Source organism: Phenylobacterium immobile (ATCC 35973), assembly GCF_001375595.1.
GTDB classification, from domain to species: domain Bacteria; phylum Pseudomonadota; class Alphaproteobacteria; order Caulobacterales; family Caulobacteraceae; genus Phenylobacterium; species Phenylobacterium immobile.
Map to the genome: position 1 here is coordinate 217,026 of NZ_CVJQ01000002.1, position 16,611 is coordinate 233,636.

A 16,611-nucleotide genomic window follows, 5' to 3' on the forward strand; every position below is an offset into this window, starting at 1 on the left:
CCTCCTCTTTCAGGGTTCGTCTTTGTAGATGCCGATGGTCAACGGTTGACCCTCGGCGATTCGGGCGCGGTACATCCCCGAGGTGTTGAAACTCCAGGCCATCCGGCCGCCGGGCGCGACAGCGATGACGCCGCCATCACCGCCTATGGCGACGAGCTTCTTCTGCACCACCTCGTCGGCGGCCGCCTGCAGACTCAGGCCTTTGAGTTCGACCAGAGCGCAGATGTCGCGCGCCACGGTCAGGCGGATGAAATACTCGCCGGTGCCGGTCGCCGACACCGCGCAGGAGGCGTCGGAGGCGTAAGTCCCCGCGCCGATGATCGGCGAGTCGCCGATCCGTCCCCAGCGCTTTGCGGTCACCCCGCCGGTGGAGGTCGCCGCGGCGACATGGCCCTGGGCGTCGAGCGCGACCACGCCGACCGTGCCAAGTTTGCCTTCGTCGTGGGCCAGGCTCACGCGTGCGTCCGGCGCGGTGGGCGCGCCGGCGGGGCGCGCGGGGGTCGGCAGGCCTTGCCGGGAAAGTTCGCGTTCAAGCGAGCGCCAGCGCCGTTCCGTGAAGAACCAGGATGGATCGACCTGCTCTAGGCCCGCTTCCTTGGCGAAGGCGTCCGCGCCCTCGGCGGACAGCATCACATGCGGCGACTTCTCCATGACGGCGCGCGCCGCCGAGATGGGATGGCGCGTCGTCGTCACCCGCGCTACGGCGCCAGCCTTCATCGTCGCCCCGTCCATGATGGCGGAATCGAGTTCATTGCGCCCATCGGCCGTGAAGACCGCGCCTCTGCCAGCGTTGAACAGAGGATCCTCCTCCAACACCCGGACAGCGGCCTCAGCCGCGTCGAGCGCCGAGCCGCCGGCCTTCAGCACCGCCGCGCCGGTCTCGGCCGCGGCGGCCATACCCTCGCGATAGGCCGCCTCCTGCTCGGGGCTTAGGTCTTTGCGGTCGATCACGCCGGCCCCGCCGTGGACGACGAGCGCCCATTTGGGCCCGGCCGCCTCCGCGCCATAGGCCGCGAGGCTCATCGCCAGCCCCGCCAATCCGATCGCCAACGCCCGCATCCATCCTCCATGGTCCGCTCCGCTCCAGCTTCGCCCGCGCTCGCCGCCGCGTCGACCGCAATCCAGCGACAAGCCACCGATCGCCTGTTAGCTACCGACCCATGCCGCGCAAGGATCGCTATGCTTCGCAAGCTCTATGACTGGGTAATGACGCTGGCCAGATCGCCGCGGGCGACGCCGGCGCTGGCCGCCGTGTCCTTTGCGGAAAGCTCGTTCTTCCCGGTGCCGCCGGATGTGATGCTGGCGCCGATGGTCCTGGCCAGGCCCGATCGCGCCTATTTCTACGCGTTCGTCTGCACCGCCGCCTCCGTCGTCGGCGGCATGCTGGGCTATGCGATCGGGGTTTTTCTTGAACCCATCGGACTCTTCATCCTCAAGCTCTTCGGCCACCCGGAAGGCCGCGAGGAGTTCCAGCGCTGGTTCGACCAGTTCGGTCTCTGGGTGATCCTTGCCAAGGGCCTGACGCCGATCCCCTACAAGCTTGTAACGATCACCGCTGGCTTCGCCCGCTTCGATGTCTTCACCTTCATCTGGGCCTCGATCCTGACCCGCGGCGCGCGCTTCTTCATTGTCGCCAGCGTGCTGAAGTTCGCTGGCCCAGCCATGCTGGCCGAGTTTGAGCGGCGCCTGACACTCTATTCGCTGCTGTTGCTCGCGGTCTTCATCTCAGGCTTCATCGCCCTGAAGGTCTTTCTGTAACCTTCGGTTTGGGCTCATATCGTCGGCAGATGCTGCACCCGATCCTCAACCGCTGGCGCATGAGCGCCCTCATCGCCTCCGCCGCGATGCTGGCGACCGCCCACGCCTTCCAGACCTTCGGCGGCTACCAGCCCTGCACGCTCTGCCTGCGTCAGCGCGAAGTCTATTGGGTCGCCGCCGGCGTCGCCCTCGCGGCCATGATCGTGGTCCGCACTCCACCTGGCGCGCGGCTGAAGGCCGTGGCGAACGCGCTGCTCGGTCTGGTCTTCCTCGTCGGCGCGGGCGTCGCGATCTACCACGCCGGCGCCGAATGGAAGTTCTGGCCCGGCCCCACCGCCTGCTCCAGCGGCGGGGTCGGCGTCTCGGCCGACGCCATGGCCGCGCTGGTCGGTGGCGAATCCATTCGCGCGGCGCGCTGTGACGAAGCCCCCTGGGTGTTCGCCGGCCTGTCGATGGCGGGCTGGAACGCACTGGCTTCCCTCAGCCTTGCTGTGCTCAGCCTGATCGCCGCCCTGCGCGAGCGTCGCCGGTGACCAAACCGATCCCATCGCGCCCTGGACAGGGCGCGCAAGGTCGCCGGGTCGCCGAATTGCTGCGCGTCGATCACGCCGGCGAAATGGCCGCCGTCGCCATCTACCGGGGCCAGCGCGCCGTCTTCGGAAAGGCGGCGGGGCGTGAACACATCGCTGGTCAGCTCGCCGAGATGGAGAGCCACGAACAGGCCCACCTCGATCGTTTCGACGCTATCCTCACCGAACGTCGGGTCCGCCCGACGGCGCTCGCGCCGCTCTGGCGCCTCGCCGGGTTCGCGCTGGGCGCGGGAACAGCGCTGCTTGGCGAAAAGGCCGCGCATGCCTGCACCGAGGCTGTCGAAGCCGTTATCGAGGCGCATTACGCCGAGCAGATCGTCGAGGTCGCGGCCCGAGAGCCCGACCTCGCCGCCGAACTCAGCGTTTTCCGCGACGAGGAACTCGCTCACCGCGATCATGCTGTCGCGCAAGGCGCCCACGGGGCGCCGGGCTATGCTCTGATGTCGGCCGTCATTCGCGCGGGCTGCCTCGCCGCGATCAAGGTCAGCGAAAAGGTCTAGAAGCGTCGCATTTCGCTCGAGGCTATGCGCCGACGCTACCATACGCCGCGGCTGCCATACTTGATCATTTCACACAATCCGACCCACCTTGGCCTATGACGCTCGACAAGTTAAGTCCGCGTCCGGGGGCAGGCGAATGATCGAGCGCAAACTCAACCTTCAACCGCTGGAAGAACTGGCCGCAGCGGCCAAGGCTGAGAACCTCACGCTGATCGAGCGTTCAACGCTCTACTCCGGCACGATCCACTACGGCGGCCGGATGATCATGTACCTCGACGAGCACCACGGCGGCGCTTGCGACTATGAGAAGACGATGTTGCTGGGCGCGCTTTCGACGCTGGCGATCCTGCTCGGCTTTTCGATCTACGCCGATGAAACGCCGAGCCGCGAGGCCCTCCTTCTCGGCCTTGAGCAGGACATGGCCAGCCTGAAGCAAGGCCTCTACGCTCTGGAGAACCAGGCCATCCGGCGCACCGCCTCACGCTTCTAGCTCAATGTCCCAGTAGAGGTAGTCGAGCCAGCTCTGGTGCAGGTAGTGCGGGGGAAATCGCCGCCCGCGGTCCTGTAGTTCGTGCGCCGTGGGTCGCCTGGGAACCTGGAACGGCTTCATGCCTGCTTCTCGGAGCGTGCGCCCGCCCTTGGCGAGGTTGCAGGGCGCGCAGGCCGTGACGATGTTTTCCCAACTGGTGCGGCCGCCCTTTGATCGCGGCAGCACGTGGTCGAAGGTCAGGTCGTCGCGACAACCGCAGTACTGGCAGCGGAAACGATCGCGCAGGAACAGGTTGAAGCGCGTAAAGGCGGGCGCGCGCTCCTGCGGCACAAAACTCTTCAGCGAAACCACGCTGGGCAGTTGCATCTCGAAGGAGGGCGATCGCACCGTCTGGTCGTAGGTGGCGATCACATCCACCCGGTCCAGGAAGACGGCCTTGACCACCTCCTGCCACGGCCACAGCGACAGCGGATAATAGCTGAGCGGACGATAATCGGCGTTCAGCACGAGGCAGGGCCACCCTGCCGGCGGGCGCTCAAGCACCTGCATGGCCGGGCCTCCCGACGCTGCCCGCGTGAGGGCGGGCGCCTAGGATGAGATTCGCAGGATCGAAGACCAACCCCCGTTCGCAAGATCGCCGAGGCGAATCAGCGCCTTCGGCCGATGCTAAAGATCATAGGAGAGATTTCGCGACGTCTCCATGACGGGACGCTGGCGAGGCGGTTCGCCCAAAGAAAAAGGACCCCCTTTCGGGGGCCCTCATCGAGATCGTCAGCCCGGGGAGGGCAGGCCTTCGATCCGCAGACCTAGAACGTTTGGAACAGGCCGGCTGTCGCCGCCGTGCCAAGGGCCACCAGGAACGCAGGCCCGATCAGGTCCATAACTTTTGCGAAAGACATCGACACACACCTTCAGTTGGCTCCCGCAACTCCCCGGGGAGGCGGGGGCGGCGGGCTTTGTTATTTGAACAATGCTCAGATAAGCGTCCATCTAATCGATGTCAAGATGATCTATACGATGTCCAGATTTCCGCTAAGGTCCGCCCCGATGCGCGACCCAAAAGCCACAGCCGAACGCTCCTACCACCATGGCGACCTGCGCCGCGGCCTCGTCCTGGCCGCGCGCAAGGTCCTGGAGGCCGAAGGGCCCGCCGCCCTGTCGCTGCGGGCCGTCGCCCGGGAGGCTGGCGTCAGCCCCGCTGCGCCCTACCATCACTTCAAGGATAAGGGCGAACTGCTGGACGCGGTGGCCCATGATGGCTGGCTGCTGCTCCACCAGATCATGGCCGAGGCCAAGGCGCAGGGCGACCCTCAGGAGCGGCTGTTGTCGACCACCGTCGCCTATGTCGGTTTCGCCCGCGCCCACCCCGCGCTCTACCGGGTGATGTACGACGCCGCGCGCAACAAGGAGGCCCTGCCCCAACACCTGGCGGAAGGCGAAGGCGCCTTCGCCGCGCTGCGCAACACCATGATCGAAATGGGCGCCGACCCCAAGGCCGCCGAGCTCGAACTCTCGACCATCGCCGCCTGGTGCGCCGCCCACGGCCTGGCCGAGATGAGCGGCTTCGCCCAGTTCCGGCACCTGCGCGAGGACATGGGCGGCGAGCAGCGCTTCGCCCGCGCGATCTTGAGCCGGCTCCGCGTCTTCCGCCACCACCGGCCGCCTGTGACGTGAGCGGGTTCACCACCCGCTTCGCCCCCTCCCCCACCGGATACCTGCACCGGGGGCACGCCTTCTCGGCCCTGACCGCGCACCAGGCGGCGCTCGAAGCCCAGGGCCGCTTCCTTCTGCGCGTCGAAGACATCGACCGCACTCGCAGTCGCCCGGAGTTTGAGGCCTCGATCCTTGAAGACCTCGCCTGGCTCGGCCTGACTTGGGAAGCGCCCGTCCGCCGCCAGTCCGAACACATGGCCCACTACGCCGCGGCGCTGGAGCAATTGGCCGGACGAGGCGTGATCTACCGATGCTTTCGCACCCGCCGCGAGGTCGCAGACGCCATCGCCAGCGCCCCGCACGGCCCGATGGAGGCCTTCACTGGCGCGCCCCTGCCTGCCGATGAAGAGGCTCGGCGAATCGCCGCCGGCGAAGGCTTCGCCTGGCGGTTGTCGCTATCAGCCGCTGAAGCCGCCCTCGGCGGGTTCGGAGACCTCTGGTTCCTTGAGACGGGCGCGGGCCCGGCGGGAGAAGCCGGCGCTATCGTCGCGCGGCCCCAGGTCGGCGGCGACGTGGTTCTGGCGCGGAAGGATGTCGGCGTGGCCTATCATCTGGCGGTCGTCGTCGATGACGCCCTACAGGGGGTGACCCACGTCATCCGCGGCCACGACCTGTTCGAAGCCGCCCACGTCCAGCGCCTCCTTCAGGCGCTTCTGCAGCTGCCGACGCCGACCTACCGTCACCATGGCTTGCTTACTGGCCCGGACGGTCGCCGCTACGCCAAGCGGGACCAGGCCGAGACCCTGCGCGCCCTGCGCGAGCGAGGCGTGACCGCTGAAGACCTCCGCCGGGATCTGGGCTTCTAGGCGAGCCCCCAGGCCAGCCGTGCGACCTCGATGGCCGCCAGTTTCGCCTCGAAGGCCGACCAGTCGTCGCGCTCGGCGATCGGCGCCCAGATCGCTTCGATCTCGTCGTAGAGCAGTTCCTCAGGCTCGGCCCGGGAGAAGTAGGGATGCTGCAGCCGCTCAGGCCGCTCGGCCTGGAAGGTCGCCAGCAGCCCTCGGAAGGCCTGAGCCGCAGGGCCCACATACTGCGTCGCGCGCAACCCTTGCGGTTCTCGCCCGCAGAACCAGTCGAAGAAGAAGGGCTCCCACCGAAGATCCGGGCCCGCCTCTCCCAAGACATTAAGGGACGCGCGGAATAGCGCCTCGTCAGCCTCAACCCCGCGGGACCCTACGCCCAGTCTGCGGGCGAAAGCCTCGCCCACCTCGCGGCGGTAGGCCGCCCCGAAATCATTCAGCGCAGCGATCACCGCGTCCTCGTTGGATATCCCGGCCAGGACGCCACCCAGTTGCTGCAGATTCCAGAACACGGCCTCCGGCTGGCGACCGAAGGCGTAAAGGCCCTGCTGGTCGAAATAGGCCGCCGTAAAGTTCGGATCGAAATGCGGGAGAAAGCGGTAGGGCCCATAGTCGAAGCTCTCGCCAGTGAGGCTCATGTTGTCGGTGTTGAGCACGCCGTGGACGAAACCCGCGGCGATCCAGCTGGCGGTAAGCCGGCCCATTCGCTGGACCAGCGTGCGCAACAGCGCCGCGGCCGGGTCGTTGTCGCCGGCGAGCTCAGGGTAATAGGCGGCGATCACGTGATCGACGAGGGCGCGCAGGCGCTCTGGTTGCTCCTCGAAGGCGTGGCGCTGGAAACTGCCGAAGCGGATGTGGCTGTGCGACAGACGCACCATCACCGAGGAGCGTGTCGGGCTGGGCTCATCGCCGCGCACCAGGTCCTCGCCGGTCTCGATCAGAGACAATGTCCGCGAAGTGGGCGCACCCAGCGCCTCAAGCATGGCGGTCGCCAGGACTTCGCGCACGCCACCCTTCAACGTCAGGCGACCATCGGCCGTCCGTGACCATGGCGTGCGGCCCGACCCCTTTGTCCCCAGGTCGAGCAGGCGACCGGTCCCCGCCTCGCGCAGCTGGGCGAACAGGAAGCCCCGACCATCGCCGAGATCGGGGTTGTACATCCGGAACTGATGGCCGTGGTAGCGCAGGGCCAGCGGCGGGTCGAGGTTGTCCGGCAGCGGTTCGAACCGGCCGAAGTGAGCCACCCACTCCGCGTCCGAAAGGCTGTCCAGTCCCACTGTGGCGGCCGCCCGCTGGTTGCGGAACCGTAGAATGGTCTGCGGAAAATCCGCGGCGCGGACCGGATCGGCGAACCCCTCGCCAAGCTGCAGGTAGAGCGGGTCGGGCGCGTAGGCGACGGAGACGGGCATGCCTGCCAGATGAGGCCTGACAGCGCCGACGGCAAGCGCTGCGGGTCGAACCGGGACCATCGCCATGCTAGGCCGTCGCCATGGCCCGGCGCATGACCCTCGAATTTCTGAAGACCGAAGCGGCCTCTGGCATGATCCTGGCCGTCGCAGCCCTGTCCGCCATCATCCTGGCGAACTCGCCCTGGTCATCGGCCTATTTCAATTTCATCGACGCCGCCTTGACGATCCAGGTCGGCGCCTTCCGGCAGACCCATTCCTACCAGGATTGGATCAAGGAGGGCCTGATGGCGATCTTCTTCTTGGTCGTCGGTCTGGAGATCAAATACGAGATCCTGCGCGGCGAACTGGCCAATCCGCGTCGCCTGCTTCTGCCGGTGGCCGCGGCCCTGGGCGGAATGGCCGCGCCGGCGCTGGTCTATCTGGCGGTCAATCTGGGCCGTGGCGGCGCACCCGCCGGCTGGCCCGTGCCCATGGCCACCGACATCGCCTTCGCTCTGGCCGCCCTGGCCGTGGCGGGGCCCCGGCTGCCGCCCAGCCTGCGGGCCTTCCTGCTGACACTGGCCATCGTCGACGACTTGGGCGCGGTCATCGCCATCGGCGTGCTGTTCACCGACCACGTCGAGTGGACCGCGGTCGGCGGCGCGGCCTCGGCGCTCGCCCTGATGGTGTTGCTGTCGCGTTGGAAGGCGGCGCCTTACCTGCTCTACGCCCTGGGCTTCCTTTTGGTCTGGGCCTTCACCTTGGAATCGGGGATCTCCACCTCGCTCGCTGGAGTCGCCGCGGCCGCCGCTGTGCCGATCTCGGCGCAGAAGCCCGGCCACAAGGGCTTGGTGGAGGAAATGATGCACAGCCTCCACCCCTACGTGGCCTATCTGATTTTGCCGCTGTTCGCCTTCGCCGCCGCCGGATTCACCTTCGAAGGCGCCGGCCCGCTCGCCGGTCCTGTTGGCCTGGGCGTCGCCGCCGGTCTGCTGATCGGCAAGCCCCTGGGAATCCTGGGCGCAACGGGCCTGATCATCGGCCTGAAGCTGTCGCGCCGCCCCACCGGCGCGCGCTGGAGCGAGCTTGCCGGCGTCTCCATCCTCTGCGGGATCGGCTTCACCATGAGTCTGTTCATCGGCCAGCTCGCCTTCACCGGCCCCGGCCAGGGGCAGGTCAAGGTCGGCGTGGTCCTGGGCTCGGTGGCTTCCGTCCTTCTGGGGGCGGCCCTATTGGCCTGGGCCCAGGCCAGGCGCGATCGCGAAGCTGCGGCCGACAGCGCCCTTGCCCCCGTTCGACGGCCTCGCTAAAGCCGCTGGATCAGTTTCTGGAGCTTCTCATGTCGGCCGGCATCATTGGTCTTCTCGTCATCGCCGTGTTCATCGTCGGCTTCGCCCTGCTGAACCGCTTCGAGTTTGGCCGGTTCGACTGAACCCTGGGCGCGGCCGGTAGGGTCTGATGGCCAGCCGCGGCGCGGCCCTCGTCACTGGCGGCGCGCGCCGGATCGGCCTGGCGCTGGTGATCGCCTGCGCTGAAGCCGGCTATGATGTCGCCATCCACTGCCGCAGCATCGACGAAGACGCCGAAGCCGCCGCCGGGGAAGTGCGCGCCCGCGGCCGCAGCGCGGCGATCCTCACCTGTGATCTTCGCCAGGAAGCCGCTGTCGTCTCCCTGATCGGCGAAGCGGAGGCCGAGCTCGGACCAGTGACCCTTCTGGTCAACTGCGCCTCCATATTCGAGCACGACAGCATCGCCGATATGAACCGCGCGTCCTGGGACGTGCACATGGACACCAACCTCTGGGCGCCGATGGTGCTGTCCCAGGCCTTTGCGCGGCGCCTGCCCCCGGGCCACGAAGGGCTGATCGTCAATATCATCGACCAGCGGGTGTTGCGACCGACGCCGGACTTTTTCTCCTATTCCCTCAGCAAGGCGGCCCTGTTCGAGGCGACACGCATGCTGGCGCAGGCCTTCGCGCCGCGGATCCGCGTCAACGGGATTGGTCCGGGGCCAGTGCTGAAATCGATCCACCAGGATGATGACGCCTTCGCCCAGGAAGCACGCTCCACCCTGCTTCGGCGTCCCGTCGAGCCTGCCGAGATCGCGGCGGCCTTGCGCTACCTGATTGACGCAAAGGCGGTCACCGGCCAGATGATCGCCGTCGACGGCGGCCAGCACCTGGCCGCCCACGGCGACTGAAGGCTCAGAGACCTTGGCCAACTCCCTGGAAAAGCCCGCGCCCACGCCCGCCGGAGCAGCGGACGCCCGCGTGGTCATCACCAAGATTTTCGTCACCGGCATCCGCATCGACGCGCAGATCGGCGTCTATCGACATGAGATGGGCCGCGCCCAGCCGCTGATCGCCGAGGTCGAGCTGGATGTGGCCGTCGCCGGCGTGGAGGTTCTGGCCGAAACCTTCAACTACGAGACGATCCTGACCACGGCCCGCGAGATCGCGGCCGCCGGCCATATCGCCCTGGTCGAGACCTTCGCCGAGCGCCTCGGCCGCGCCCTGCTGGCCGACCCGCGTGTCAGCCGCGCCCGCGTCCGCGTCGATAAGCCGATGGCCCTCGCTCCCGACGCCACGGGCGCCGGCGTCGAGATGACCCTGATCCGCAGCTGACTCAGGTTTAATTTGGTCCGGGGGCTCACGGGCCCCATCTTTCATTCATCAGACGCGGTCATCGCGTCCTTGGAGAATGAAATGAGCGAATCGCCTGTCGCGACCGCGCCGGACGCGCCGATCCCGGCAACCGAAGATCGCACCCTGCCCGCCGTCGTCTACGGCCTTTACCTGCTCGGGCTCGCCACTGGCGGCGCTACGACGATCCTCGGCCTGATCATCGCCTATGTGAACAAGGGGTCGGCGAGCCCTGTGGCGCAGAGCCACTACACCTTCCTGGTCAACACCTTCTGGATGACCATTGGCTGGTTCCTGATCGGCGGCCTGCTGATCGTCTTCGGCTTCCCCCTCAGCTTCGTGCTGGTGGGCCTGCCGATCCTCGCTCTTGGCTGGGCGATCGTTGGGCTGGTCGGCCTCTGGTACGCCGTCCGCGCCATCGTCGGCGTCATCTACCTGGCTCGCGGCGAAGCCTATCCGCGCCCGCGGACGTGGCTGATCTAACCTGCGACGGCCGTCATCCCGGAAACGTACTTGGCGTCCGGGATGACGTGCGGCCTTAAGCCGGGGCCAGTTCCCGCCGCACCATCCGCGAATATTCATCCGCGAGGCTCAGCGAAATCTCGCCTGGAGTGAAATTGTACTCGCCGATCTGGCCCACCGGCGTCACTTCCGCCGCGCTGCCCGTCACGAAGCATTCGCTGAACTGCGACAGCTCTTCCGGCAAGATGTGCCGCTCGATCACCTCGATGCCGCGGGCCCGCGCCAGCTTGATCACGGTCTGCCGGGTGATCCCATTGAGGAAACAATCCGGCGTCGGCGTATGGATCACGCCGTCCTTGATGAAGAAGACGTTCGAGCCCGTGCTCTCCGCGATATAGCCGCGATAATCGAGCATCATCGCGTCGGTGTAGCCATCCTTCTCGGCGACGTGTTTCGAGATGGTGCAGATCATGTAGAGGCCGGCGGCCTTGGCGTGGACCGGCTCGGTGTCCGGCGCTGGACGGCGATAGCGGGCCCAGGTCAAGCGAATGCCCTTCTTGCGCTCGTCCGGCGAAAAGTAGCTCGGCCAGGCCCACACCGCGATCGCCACGTGGATCTGGGTGCTCTGCGCCGACACGGCCATCATCTCGGTGCCGCGCCAGGCGATCGGCCGGACATAGGCGTCGGTCAGGCCGTTCTTGGCGCAGGTCTGCTTGCAGGCCTCGTTGATCTCGGCCACGGTGAAGGGGATTTCGAAGTCCAGCATCTCCGCGGACTTGAAGAGGCGCTCGGTATGCGCGTTCAGCTCGAAGATCTCCCCGCCGTACATGCGCTCGCCTTCGAACACGGAGGAGGCGTAGTGGAGTCCGTGCGTCAGTACGTGCACCTTCGCCTCGCGCCAGGGCACGAACTGGCCATCCAGCCAGATCCAACCATCGCGATCATCGAAGGGAACGATAGACATAGGCTCCAAGCCTCCTTTAACCGGCCTCTTACAGCGCCCGGGGGCCGCTCAGTCAACCTCGACGGGATCCAACCCAGGAACCAATCATGAGCGCTGTTGAGGCCGACGCCCGCGCCCGCCACCTGCTGGTCGTCGACGACGACGACCGGATTCGTGAGCTTCTGAAGGAATATCTGGCCCGCGCCGGCTTCCGCGTGACCGCCGCGTCCGGCGGCGAAGGCGCGCGAAAACTGCTGCAGTCGCTCGACTTCGACCTCGCTGTTTTCGACGTGATGATGCCGGGCGAAGACGGCGTCTCCCTGACCGCGTGGCTGCGCGAACAGCGGCCGCCGATGGGCCGGACACCCGTCCTGATGCTGACCGCCCGCGGCGAGGCCGCTGACCGCATCACCGGCCTCAAGGCCGGCGCCGACGACTACCTGCCCAAGCCCTTCGAGCCGGAGGAACTGCTGCTACGGATCGAGGCCGTGCTACGCCGCAGCCGCGATCGGCCGCTGGCCGCCGGCGAGACGCTCTCGCTCGGCCGTTGCCGGTTCGAAACCGGCCGCGGCGAGCTCACCTGCGACAGTGAGTCCGTGCGCCTGACGGAGGCCGAAATCGCTCTTCTCCGCCGCCTCGCCCGCACCCCGCACGAGGCGGTCGACCGGATGGACCTCGCCCACGGCGAGATCGACCCCTCAGGCCGCGCCGTCGATGTCCAGGTCACGCGCCTTCGCCGCAAGATCGAGGCCGACCCCAAGGCGCCGCGCTATCTGCAGACCGTGCGCGGCGTCGGCTACCGCATCGTCCCCGATTAGGCGCGAACCCGGCCATGCGCCCGCCTCGCGTCATCGCCCGCTGGCTGAAGCGCCAGGTCCCGAAGTCGCTCTTCGGCCGCTCCCTGCTGATCATTGTTCTGCCAGTAGCGATCATGCAGATCGCCGTGACCTACGTCTTCTTCGACGCCCACTGGCAGACCGTCACCAGCCGCCTGTCCGAGGGCCTGGCCGGCGACATCGCCTGGGCGGTGGAAAGTTACGGCGACGACGCCAGCCCCGCCGCCTTCGCCAAGCTATCGCAGCGGGCCGAGGACTCCATGGGCCTGTCCATCGCCCTGCAGCGCGATCGCGCGCTTCCCTCTAGTCCGCGCCATGCCTTCTTCGCGCCGGTGGACCGCGCCCTGCAACACGCCCTGTCTGAGCGGATCGACGCGCCCTTCTGGTACGACACCACCCGCTACCCGGCCTATGTCGACATCCGCGTGAAAGTCGACGGCGGCGTCCTGCGGGTGCTGGCCCCCCGCGATCGCGCCTTTGCGACGCAGGGCCACATCTTCGTCCTGTGGATGACGGTGGCGACCATTCTGCTCACCGCCGTCTCGATCATGTTCATCCGCAACCAGGTCCGCGCCATCGAGCGGCTGGCCAACGCCGCAGAGGCCTTCGGCAAGGGCGAGGACATCGGCGCCTTCAAGCCGCATGGCGCGCGCGAAGTCCGCCGGGCGGCGGCCGCCTTCCTAGCCATGCGCGCCCGCATCCAGCGCCACATCGACCAGCGCACCGCCCTGCTGGCCTCCGTCAGCCACGATCTGCGCACCCCCCTCACCCGGCTGAAACTTGAGCTCGCCCTGGCTGAACCCACTCGGCGCACCGCCGATATGAAGCGCGACCTCGCCGAGATGGAGCACATGATCGACGAATACCTCGCCTTCGCTCGCGGCGAGAGCGCCGAGGCCGTCGCATCCGTCGGCCTGCGCGGTCTTCTCGAGGAGGTCAGCGAGGGCGCCCGGCGCGCCGGGGCTACCGTGTCCGTCGTCATGCCCGACGACCTCGTGCTTGCGGTGCGGCCCAACGCCCTGAAGCGCGCGCTGTCGAACCTGATCATGAACGCCGCCGTCCACGCCGAGACTGTCCAGGTCAGCGTCACCCACAGGGCGCAGCGCATCGACATCGCCATCGACGACGACGGCCCTGGCATTCCCGAACACGCCTACGAAGACGCCTTCAAGGCCTTCAACAGGCTCGACGAATCCCGAAATCAAAACAGCAAGGGCGTCGGCCTGGGCCTCGCCATCGCCCGCGATGTCGCCCGCGGCCACGGCGGCGACATTGTTCTGGAGAAGTCGCCGCTAGGCGGCCTGCGCGCCGTGCTCCGCCTTCCGGGCGCGGGCTGACCTCGGCATGGCCGTCTTACAGGTCCGCCGTCAGGGCCACGAACAGGCGGCGGGGGGTGATGGGCGACAAGCCGCCCGCCGTATTGGCGACCCAGCCGCCCTTCCCGCCGACGTTCTGCAACTGGGCGCGCAGCGTCGCCGGACGACCGGCGATCTCGAAGCGCCGCCGCAGGCCCAGATCCAAGGTCACGTTGCCCGGCAGAGCCAGCTGTCGCCCGCCTAGAGCCGCATAGCCGCGCGGCGACACGGGCCGCGCGCCATAAAAGCTGAACGCCGCATCGACCGAGAACACCGGAGTGCCGAACGGTCGGTAGTCGAGGCTGACCCGCGCCGTGTCCCGCGGCTGGCCCACGGGCCTGTCGCCGATCAAGCCCAGACGCACGGCCTCACCCTCGACCCGTGGCGTCTGACGGACGTAGCCCGCGACCATGCTCAGCCCGCGCGCCACTTCCCCCGCCAGGGAGGCTTCGACGCCCTTGTGCCGCTCGACCCCCAGTTCGCGCCACATCCGGGTCGCGTCGAGATTGAAGTAGGGCTTCTCGATGTCGAACCAGCCGACCACCAACCGCAGGTTCTGGCGCAGGACCAGACGCGCGCCGAACTCGTGCTGGCGCGTGCGGATCGCCGCCGGCGGTTCGGCGGCGTTGGTCGCCACCTCCGGGGCCACCGGCGCCTCCTCCAGACCGCGTGTGATCCCGCATAGAGCGCCAGCCGCGAGGTCAGATTGACCGAGGCCGCGCTGTTCCACAGCCACGGTTTGGTGCGAACCACCGAGCGCGACCCACCGGGGGCCACCAACACCCGTCGGTAGTCCGACCGCTGCACGCCCGCCGTCAGTTCACCCAGGCGGCGGAAGGCCAGCTGATACTGCCCGCCTAGCGACACCTGGCGGATGGCGTCATCGAAGTCCAGTCCATAGGCCCAAGCGGGCTCGATTGGCGCAGTATCCCGGCCGATCGGCGTATTGGCGACAACCGCAGTGGCCGCCCCGCCATAGGTGCGGTTCACATCGCGCGCCCGTGCGGTCAGGTTCAGCGTATGCTGCAGATCTCCGTCAGGCAGCACGCCGGTCAGCCGCGCCTCGCCCGAGGCGCTGGTGTAGCCGAACGGCTTCAGGTTGGTGAACCGGCGGCTCGCCGCCACGCCGGCGGCGTCAACACCGAGGTAGGCGTCGGACTTCACCCCTTCGCTGTCGTTGTCGTACCAGAAGCCGCCGACCCTGAGCGTCCACGCCGGAGTCAGCATGGTCGTAGTCATCACTCCGCCCTGGGAGAAGAGATTGGGGCTGCCCAGCCAGTCGGGACTGAAATTGCGGCCTTTGATCTGCGGCGGCAGCGCCGGGCCGCCCGGAAACACCAGGATCGAGCCCTTGTCATCGATGCGCTTGGTCACCGCGTAATAGGCGCGCACCTCGACCCGCTCGTTCGGCGTCCAGCGCGGCATCAGGGCGAAGCCGAACGAGGCGCGGCCCTCATCCTTCGGCAGCGGCTCATAGTGGGAGTAATAGAGCCCGTATCCCAGGCTCAGCCGCCCTTTGATGATCGGCTGCTGGGCGTCGAGTTCCAGGGCATAGCTCTTGAACTGGCCGACGGAGGCGAGGAGGCTGCGCACGGCCGCCTCCCCGGCCGGGCGTAGGCGATAGTCCGCCACCCCGGTGGGCGCGGGAAAGGGGTAGCTCTGCGCGGTCAGACCCACCCGGACCTGGGAGCCCGAGAGCAGTCGCGGGGAGAAGCCTCCTGGCGCGTCCACATAGAAGCCGTCCAGCCTCACATTGCCCGCCGCCGCCGGGCTGAAGCCGCGCGCGTCGTTGGGGGTGTATAACCCCACTTGCTCATTGCCGATGTTGGTGCCGAAGGCGTCGTTCGCCTGGCGCACGGCGTTTTCCTGCGCCCGCTGCGCCTGGGCCTGGCCCCCGGCCAGGATCGCCACCAGGCAAAATCCCGCGCCCGTCATCAATCGTGTCATGGTTGCCATGACCTTCCCCCCAGACAGCAGACATCGTTGACCCTCCGCGAGACAAACGCGGGAGCCTTGTTCTGAAAACAGCCGTCGACATCGCGCAAACGCGCTACGTCAATGAATTCAATTTCCGATTTTCTTGATCGTCATCTGATAGGCCTTCGAAGCGAGCAGCGTCGTGGTCGAAGGATCAGATGAGCCCGCAGCGACGACGCTGCGGGAAGCCCGCAGCGGCTAGAAAATACCGAAGTAATGGCGCTGCGAGTTGTTCATGTGGGCATACATACGCCGACAACCTTGGCCGACGCAACCGGGATAACGCGTTCGGTCGCGAGTTTGACGCCGGCGCAACCAGACTACGCGGCCAACTCCTTGGAGCGGCGGATGCACTGGGCGACGGTCTCACGCATCAGCGGAGGCAGTCCGTTGTGGCTGAGAAGGACATTCAACGCCGCTTCGGTGGTTCCTCCGGGCGAGGCCACTTGGCGGCGCAGGTCGGCCGGCTCGCCGCCGGTCTCCGCCAGCAGGGCCGCGGCGCCGGTGATTGTCGACCGCGCAAGCTTTGAGGCCTGCGCGGGGGTCAGGCCAGCGGTGACGCCCGCGGCCTCCAGGGCCTCGATGAAGGCGTAGAGATAGGCGGGCGCCGAGCCCGAAACGCCGGTCGCGGCGTGCATTTCGTCCTCGCTCGACAACTCCACCACCGTGGCCACCGGATCGAACAAGGCGTGCGCACGAGCCAGCGCCTCCGCGTCGGCGGCGAACAGGCTGGCCGTGCCACGGGCGATCGCACAGGCGGTCGTCGGCATCGCCCGCGCCGTCCGGCGCCCGCCAAAGCCTTGCGAGATCGCTTGAGTCTTGACCCCGGCCGCCACGGACACGATCACCGCGTCGGCCGCGAGCTTGCTCTCGATCGATTTGGCGGCGTCGCGCCAGGCTTGCGGCTTGACCGCCAGCAGCACGGTCTTCGCCGAGCCGATCTGCGCATCATCAGGCGCAACCCTCACGCCGGACGCCAACAGCGCCTCGCCGGGATGTCGCGTGATGACCAGGAGGTCTGTGGGCGCAAAAGCGTTTGTCTTGCGCCAACCGTCGAGCATCGCGCCGCCCATACGGCCTGCGCCAAGAATAAGGATCGGCGTTGTCATAATGCTTAAGCTAACCGTCCGGTCGCGGATCACGAATGTGCGGATTGGC

The 16,611-nt window shown here is 67.6% G+C and carries 18 protein-coding genes; 12 read left to right on the forward strand and 6 right to left on the reverse strand.

Annotated features, from left to right (window positions below; translation table 11 throughout):
* Positions 1-9: 9 nt before the first annotated feature.
* Entirely contained in the window at positions 10-1,059 is a 1,050-nt protein-coding gene (locus BN1313_RS15120; RefSeq protein WP_091743129.1) for an isoaspartyl peptidase/L-asparaginase family protein, read from the reverse strand.
* 120 nt (positions 1,060-1,179) lie between these two features.
* Between BN1313_RS15120 and BN1313_RS15125 the strand changes: the two genes are divergently transcribed.
* The 4 genes from BN1313_RS15125 to BN1313_RS15140 all read left to right on the forward strand — a co-directional run bounded on the left by BN1313_RS15125 (position 1,180) and on the right by BN1313_RS15140 (position 3,338).
* The gene (locus BN1313_RS15125; protein WP_091743130.1) at positions 1,180-1,758 is read left to right on the forward strand and encodes a YqaA family protein; all 579 of its coding nucleotides are present in this window, start codon (positions 1,180-1,182) and stop codon (positions 1,756-1,758) included.
* 29 nt (positions 1,759-1,787) lie between these two features.
* Positions 1,788-2,291, forward strand: coding sequence for a disulfide bond formation protein B (locus BN1313_RS15130; RefSeq protein WP_091743196.1), 504 nt, complete (start codon positions 1,788-1,790; stop codon positions 2,289-2,291).
* Positions 2,288-2,848, forward strand: coding sequence for a demethoxyubiquinone hydroxylase family protein (locus tag BN1313_RS15135; protein ID WP_091743131.1), 561 nt, complete (start codon positions 2,288-2,290; stop codon positions 2,846-2,848). Before BN1313_RS15130 ends, BN1313_RS15135 begins: the two co-directional genes overlap by 4 nt.
* A 136-nt stretch (positions 2,849-2,984) precedes the next feature.
* Complete coding sequence (locus BN1313_RS15140) at positions 2,985-3,338, forward strand: hypothetical protein (RefSeq protein WP_091743132.1); 354 nt, start codon at positions 2,985-2,987, stop codon at positions 3,336-3,338.
* Here the strand turns inward: BN1313_RS15140 and BN1313_RS15145 are convergent.
* Complete coding sequence (locus BN1313_RS15145; RefSeq protein ID WP_091743133.1) at positions 3,327-3,887, reverse strand: HNH endonuclease; 561 nt, start codon at positions 3,885-3,887, stop codon at positions 3,327-3,329. The two genes, BN1313_RS15140 and BN1313_RS15145, sit on opposite strands and share 12 nt — an antisense overlap.
* 498 nt (positions 3,888-4,385) lie before the next feature.
* On the opposite strand from BN1313_RS15145, the gene BN1313_RS15150 reads away from it, so the two are divergent.
* Together BN1313_RS15150 and gluQRS are read left to right on the forward strand one after the other, a co-directional pair.
* Positions 4,386-5,012, forward strand: coding sequence for a TetR/AcrR family transcriptional regulator (locus BN1313_RS15150; RefSeq protein ID WP_091743134.1), 627 nt, complete (start codon positions 4,386-4,388; stop codon positions 5,010-5,012).
* Positions 5,009-5,857 carry a tRNA glutamyl-Q(34) synthetase GluQRS gene (gene gluQRS, locus BN1313_RS15155; RefSeq protein ID WP_091743135.1) on the forward strand — a complete coding sequence of 283 codons (849 nt, stop codon included), beginning with the start codon at positions 5,009-5,011 and terminating at the stop codon, positions 5,855-5,857. The genes BN1313_RS15150 and gluQRS overlap by 4 nt, the downstream gene beginning before the upstream one ends.
* Here the strand turns inward: gluQRS and BN1313_RS15160 are convergent.
* On the reverse strand, positions 5,854-7,260 hold the full coding sequence (locus tag BN1313_RS15160) for a protein adenylyltransferase SelO (RefSeq protein WP_091743197.1): 1,407 nt from the start codon (positions 7,258-7,260) through the stop codon (positions 5,854-5,856). The genes gluQRS and BN1313_RS15160 overlap by 4 nt on opposite strands.
* Before the next feature lie 92 nt (positions 7,261-7,352).
* Between BN1313_RS15160 and nhaA the strand changes: the two genes are divergently transcribed.
* From nhaA to BN1313_RS15180, 4 genes are all read left to right on the forward strand, one after another.
* Positions 7,353-8,549, forward strand: coding sequence for a Na+/H+ antiporter NhaA (gene nhaA / locus BN1313_RS15165; protein ID WP_245620248.1), 1,197 nt, complete (start codon positions 7,353-7,355; stop codon positions 8,547-8,549).
* Between the two features lie 148 nt (positions 8,550-8,697).
* Positions 8,698-9,438, forward strand: a complete 741-nt coding sequence (locus BN1313_RS15170; RefSeq protein WP_091743137.1) for an SDR family oxidoreductase — start codon at positions 8,698-8,700, stop codon at positions 9,436-9,438.
* A 13-nt stretch (positions 9,439-9,451) separates the two neighbouring features.
* A complete protein-coding gene (locus BN1313_RS15175) occupies positions 9,452-9,862 on the forward strand; it encodes a dihydroneopterin aldolase (RefSeq protein WP_245620249.1) in 411 nt (136 codons plus the stop codon).
* An 81-nt stretch (positions 9,863-9,943) separates the two neighbouring features.
* Complete coding sequence (locus BN1313_RS15180; RefSeq protein WP_091743138.1) at positions 9,944-10,363, forward strand: DUF4870 family protein; 420 nt, start codon at positions 9,944-9,946, stop codon at positions 10,361-10,363.
* Between the two features lie 55 nt (positions 10,364-10,418).
* On the opposite strand, the gene BN1313_RS15185 is transcribed toward BN1313_RS15180, so the two are convergent.
* Complete coding sequence (locus tag BN1313_RS15185) at positions 10,419-11,306, reverse strand: branched-chain amino acid aminotransferase (RefSeq protein ID WP_091743139.1); 888 nt, start codon at positions 11,304-11,306, stop codon at positions 10,419-10,421.
* 86 nt (positions 11,307-11,392) lie between these two features.
* On the opposite strand from BN1313_RS15185, the gene BN1313_RS15190 reads away from it, so the two are divergent.
* Entirely contained in the window at positions 11,393-12,103 is a 711-nt protein-coding gene (locus tag BN1313_RS15190; RefSeq protein WP_091743140.1) for a response regulator, read from the forward strand.
* Between the two features lie 14 nt (positions 12,104-12,117).
* The gene (locus BN1313_RS15195; RefSeq protein WP_091743141.1) at positions 12,118-13,458 is read left to right on the forward strand and encodes a sensor histidine kinase; all 1,341 of its coding nucleotides are present in this window, start codon (positions 12,118-12,120) and stop codon (positions 13,456-13,458) included.
* A gap of 16 nt (positions 13,459-13,474) precedes the next feature.
* Here BN1313_RS15195 and BN1313_RS15200 read toward each other — a convergent pair whose 3' ends face one another.
* Both BN1313_RS15200 and proC read right to left on the reverse strand, forming a co-directional pair.
* Positions 13,475-14,212, reverse strand: coding sequence for a TonB-dependent receptor domain-containing protein (locus tag BN1313_RS15200; RefSeq protein ID WP_141653174.1), 738 nt, complete (start codon positions 14,210-14,212; stop codon positions 13,475-13,477).
* A gap of 1,561 nt (positions 14,213-15,773) precedes the next feature.
* Positions 15,774-16,562 carry a pyrroline-5-carboxylate reductase gene (proC, locus tag BN1313_RS15210; protein WP_091743144.1) on the reverse strand — a complete coding sequence of 263 codons (789 nt, stop codon included), beginning with the start codon at positions 16,560-16,562 and terminating at the stop codon, positions 15,774-15,776.
* Positions 16,563-16,611 lie beyond the last annotated feature (49 nt).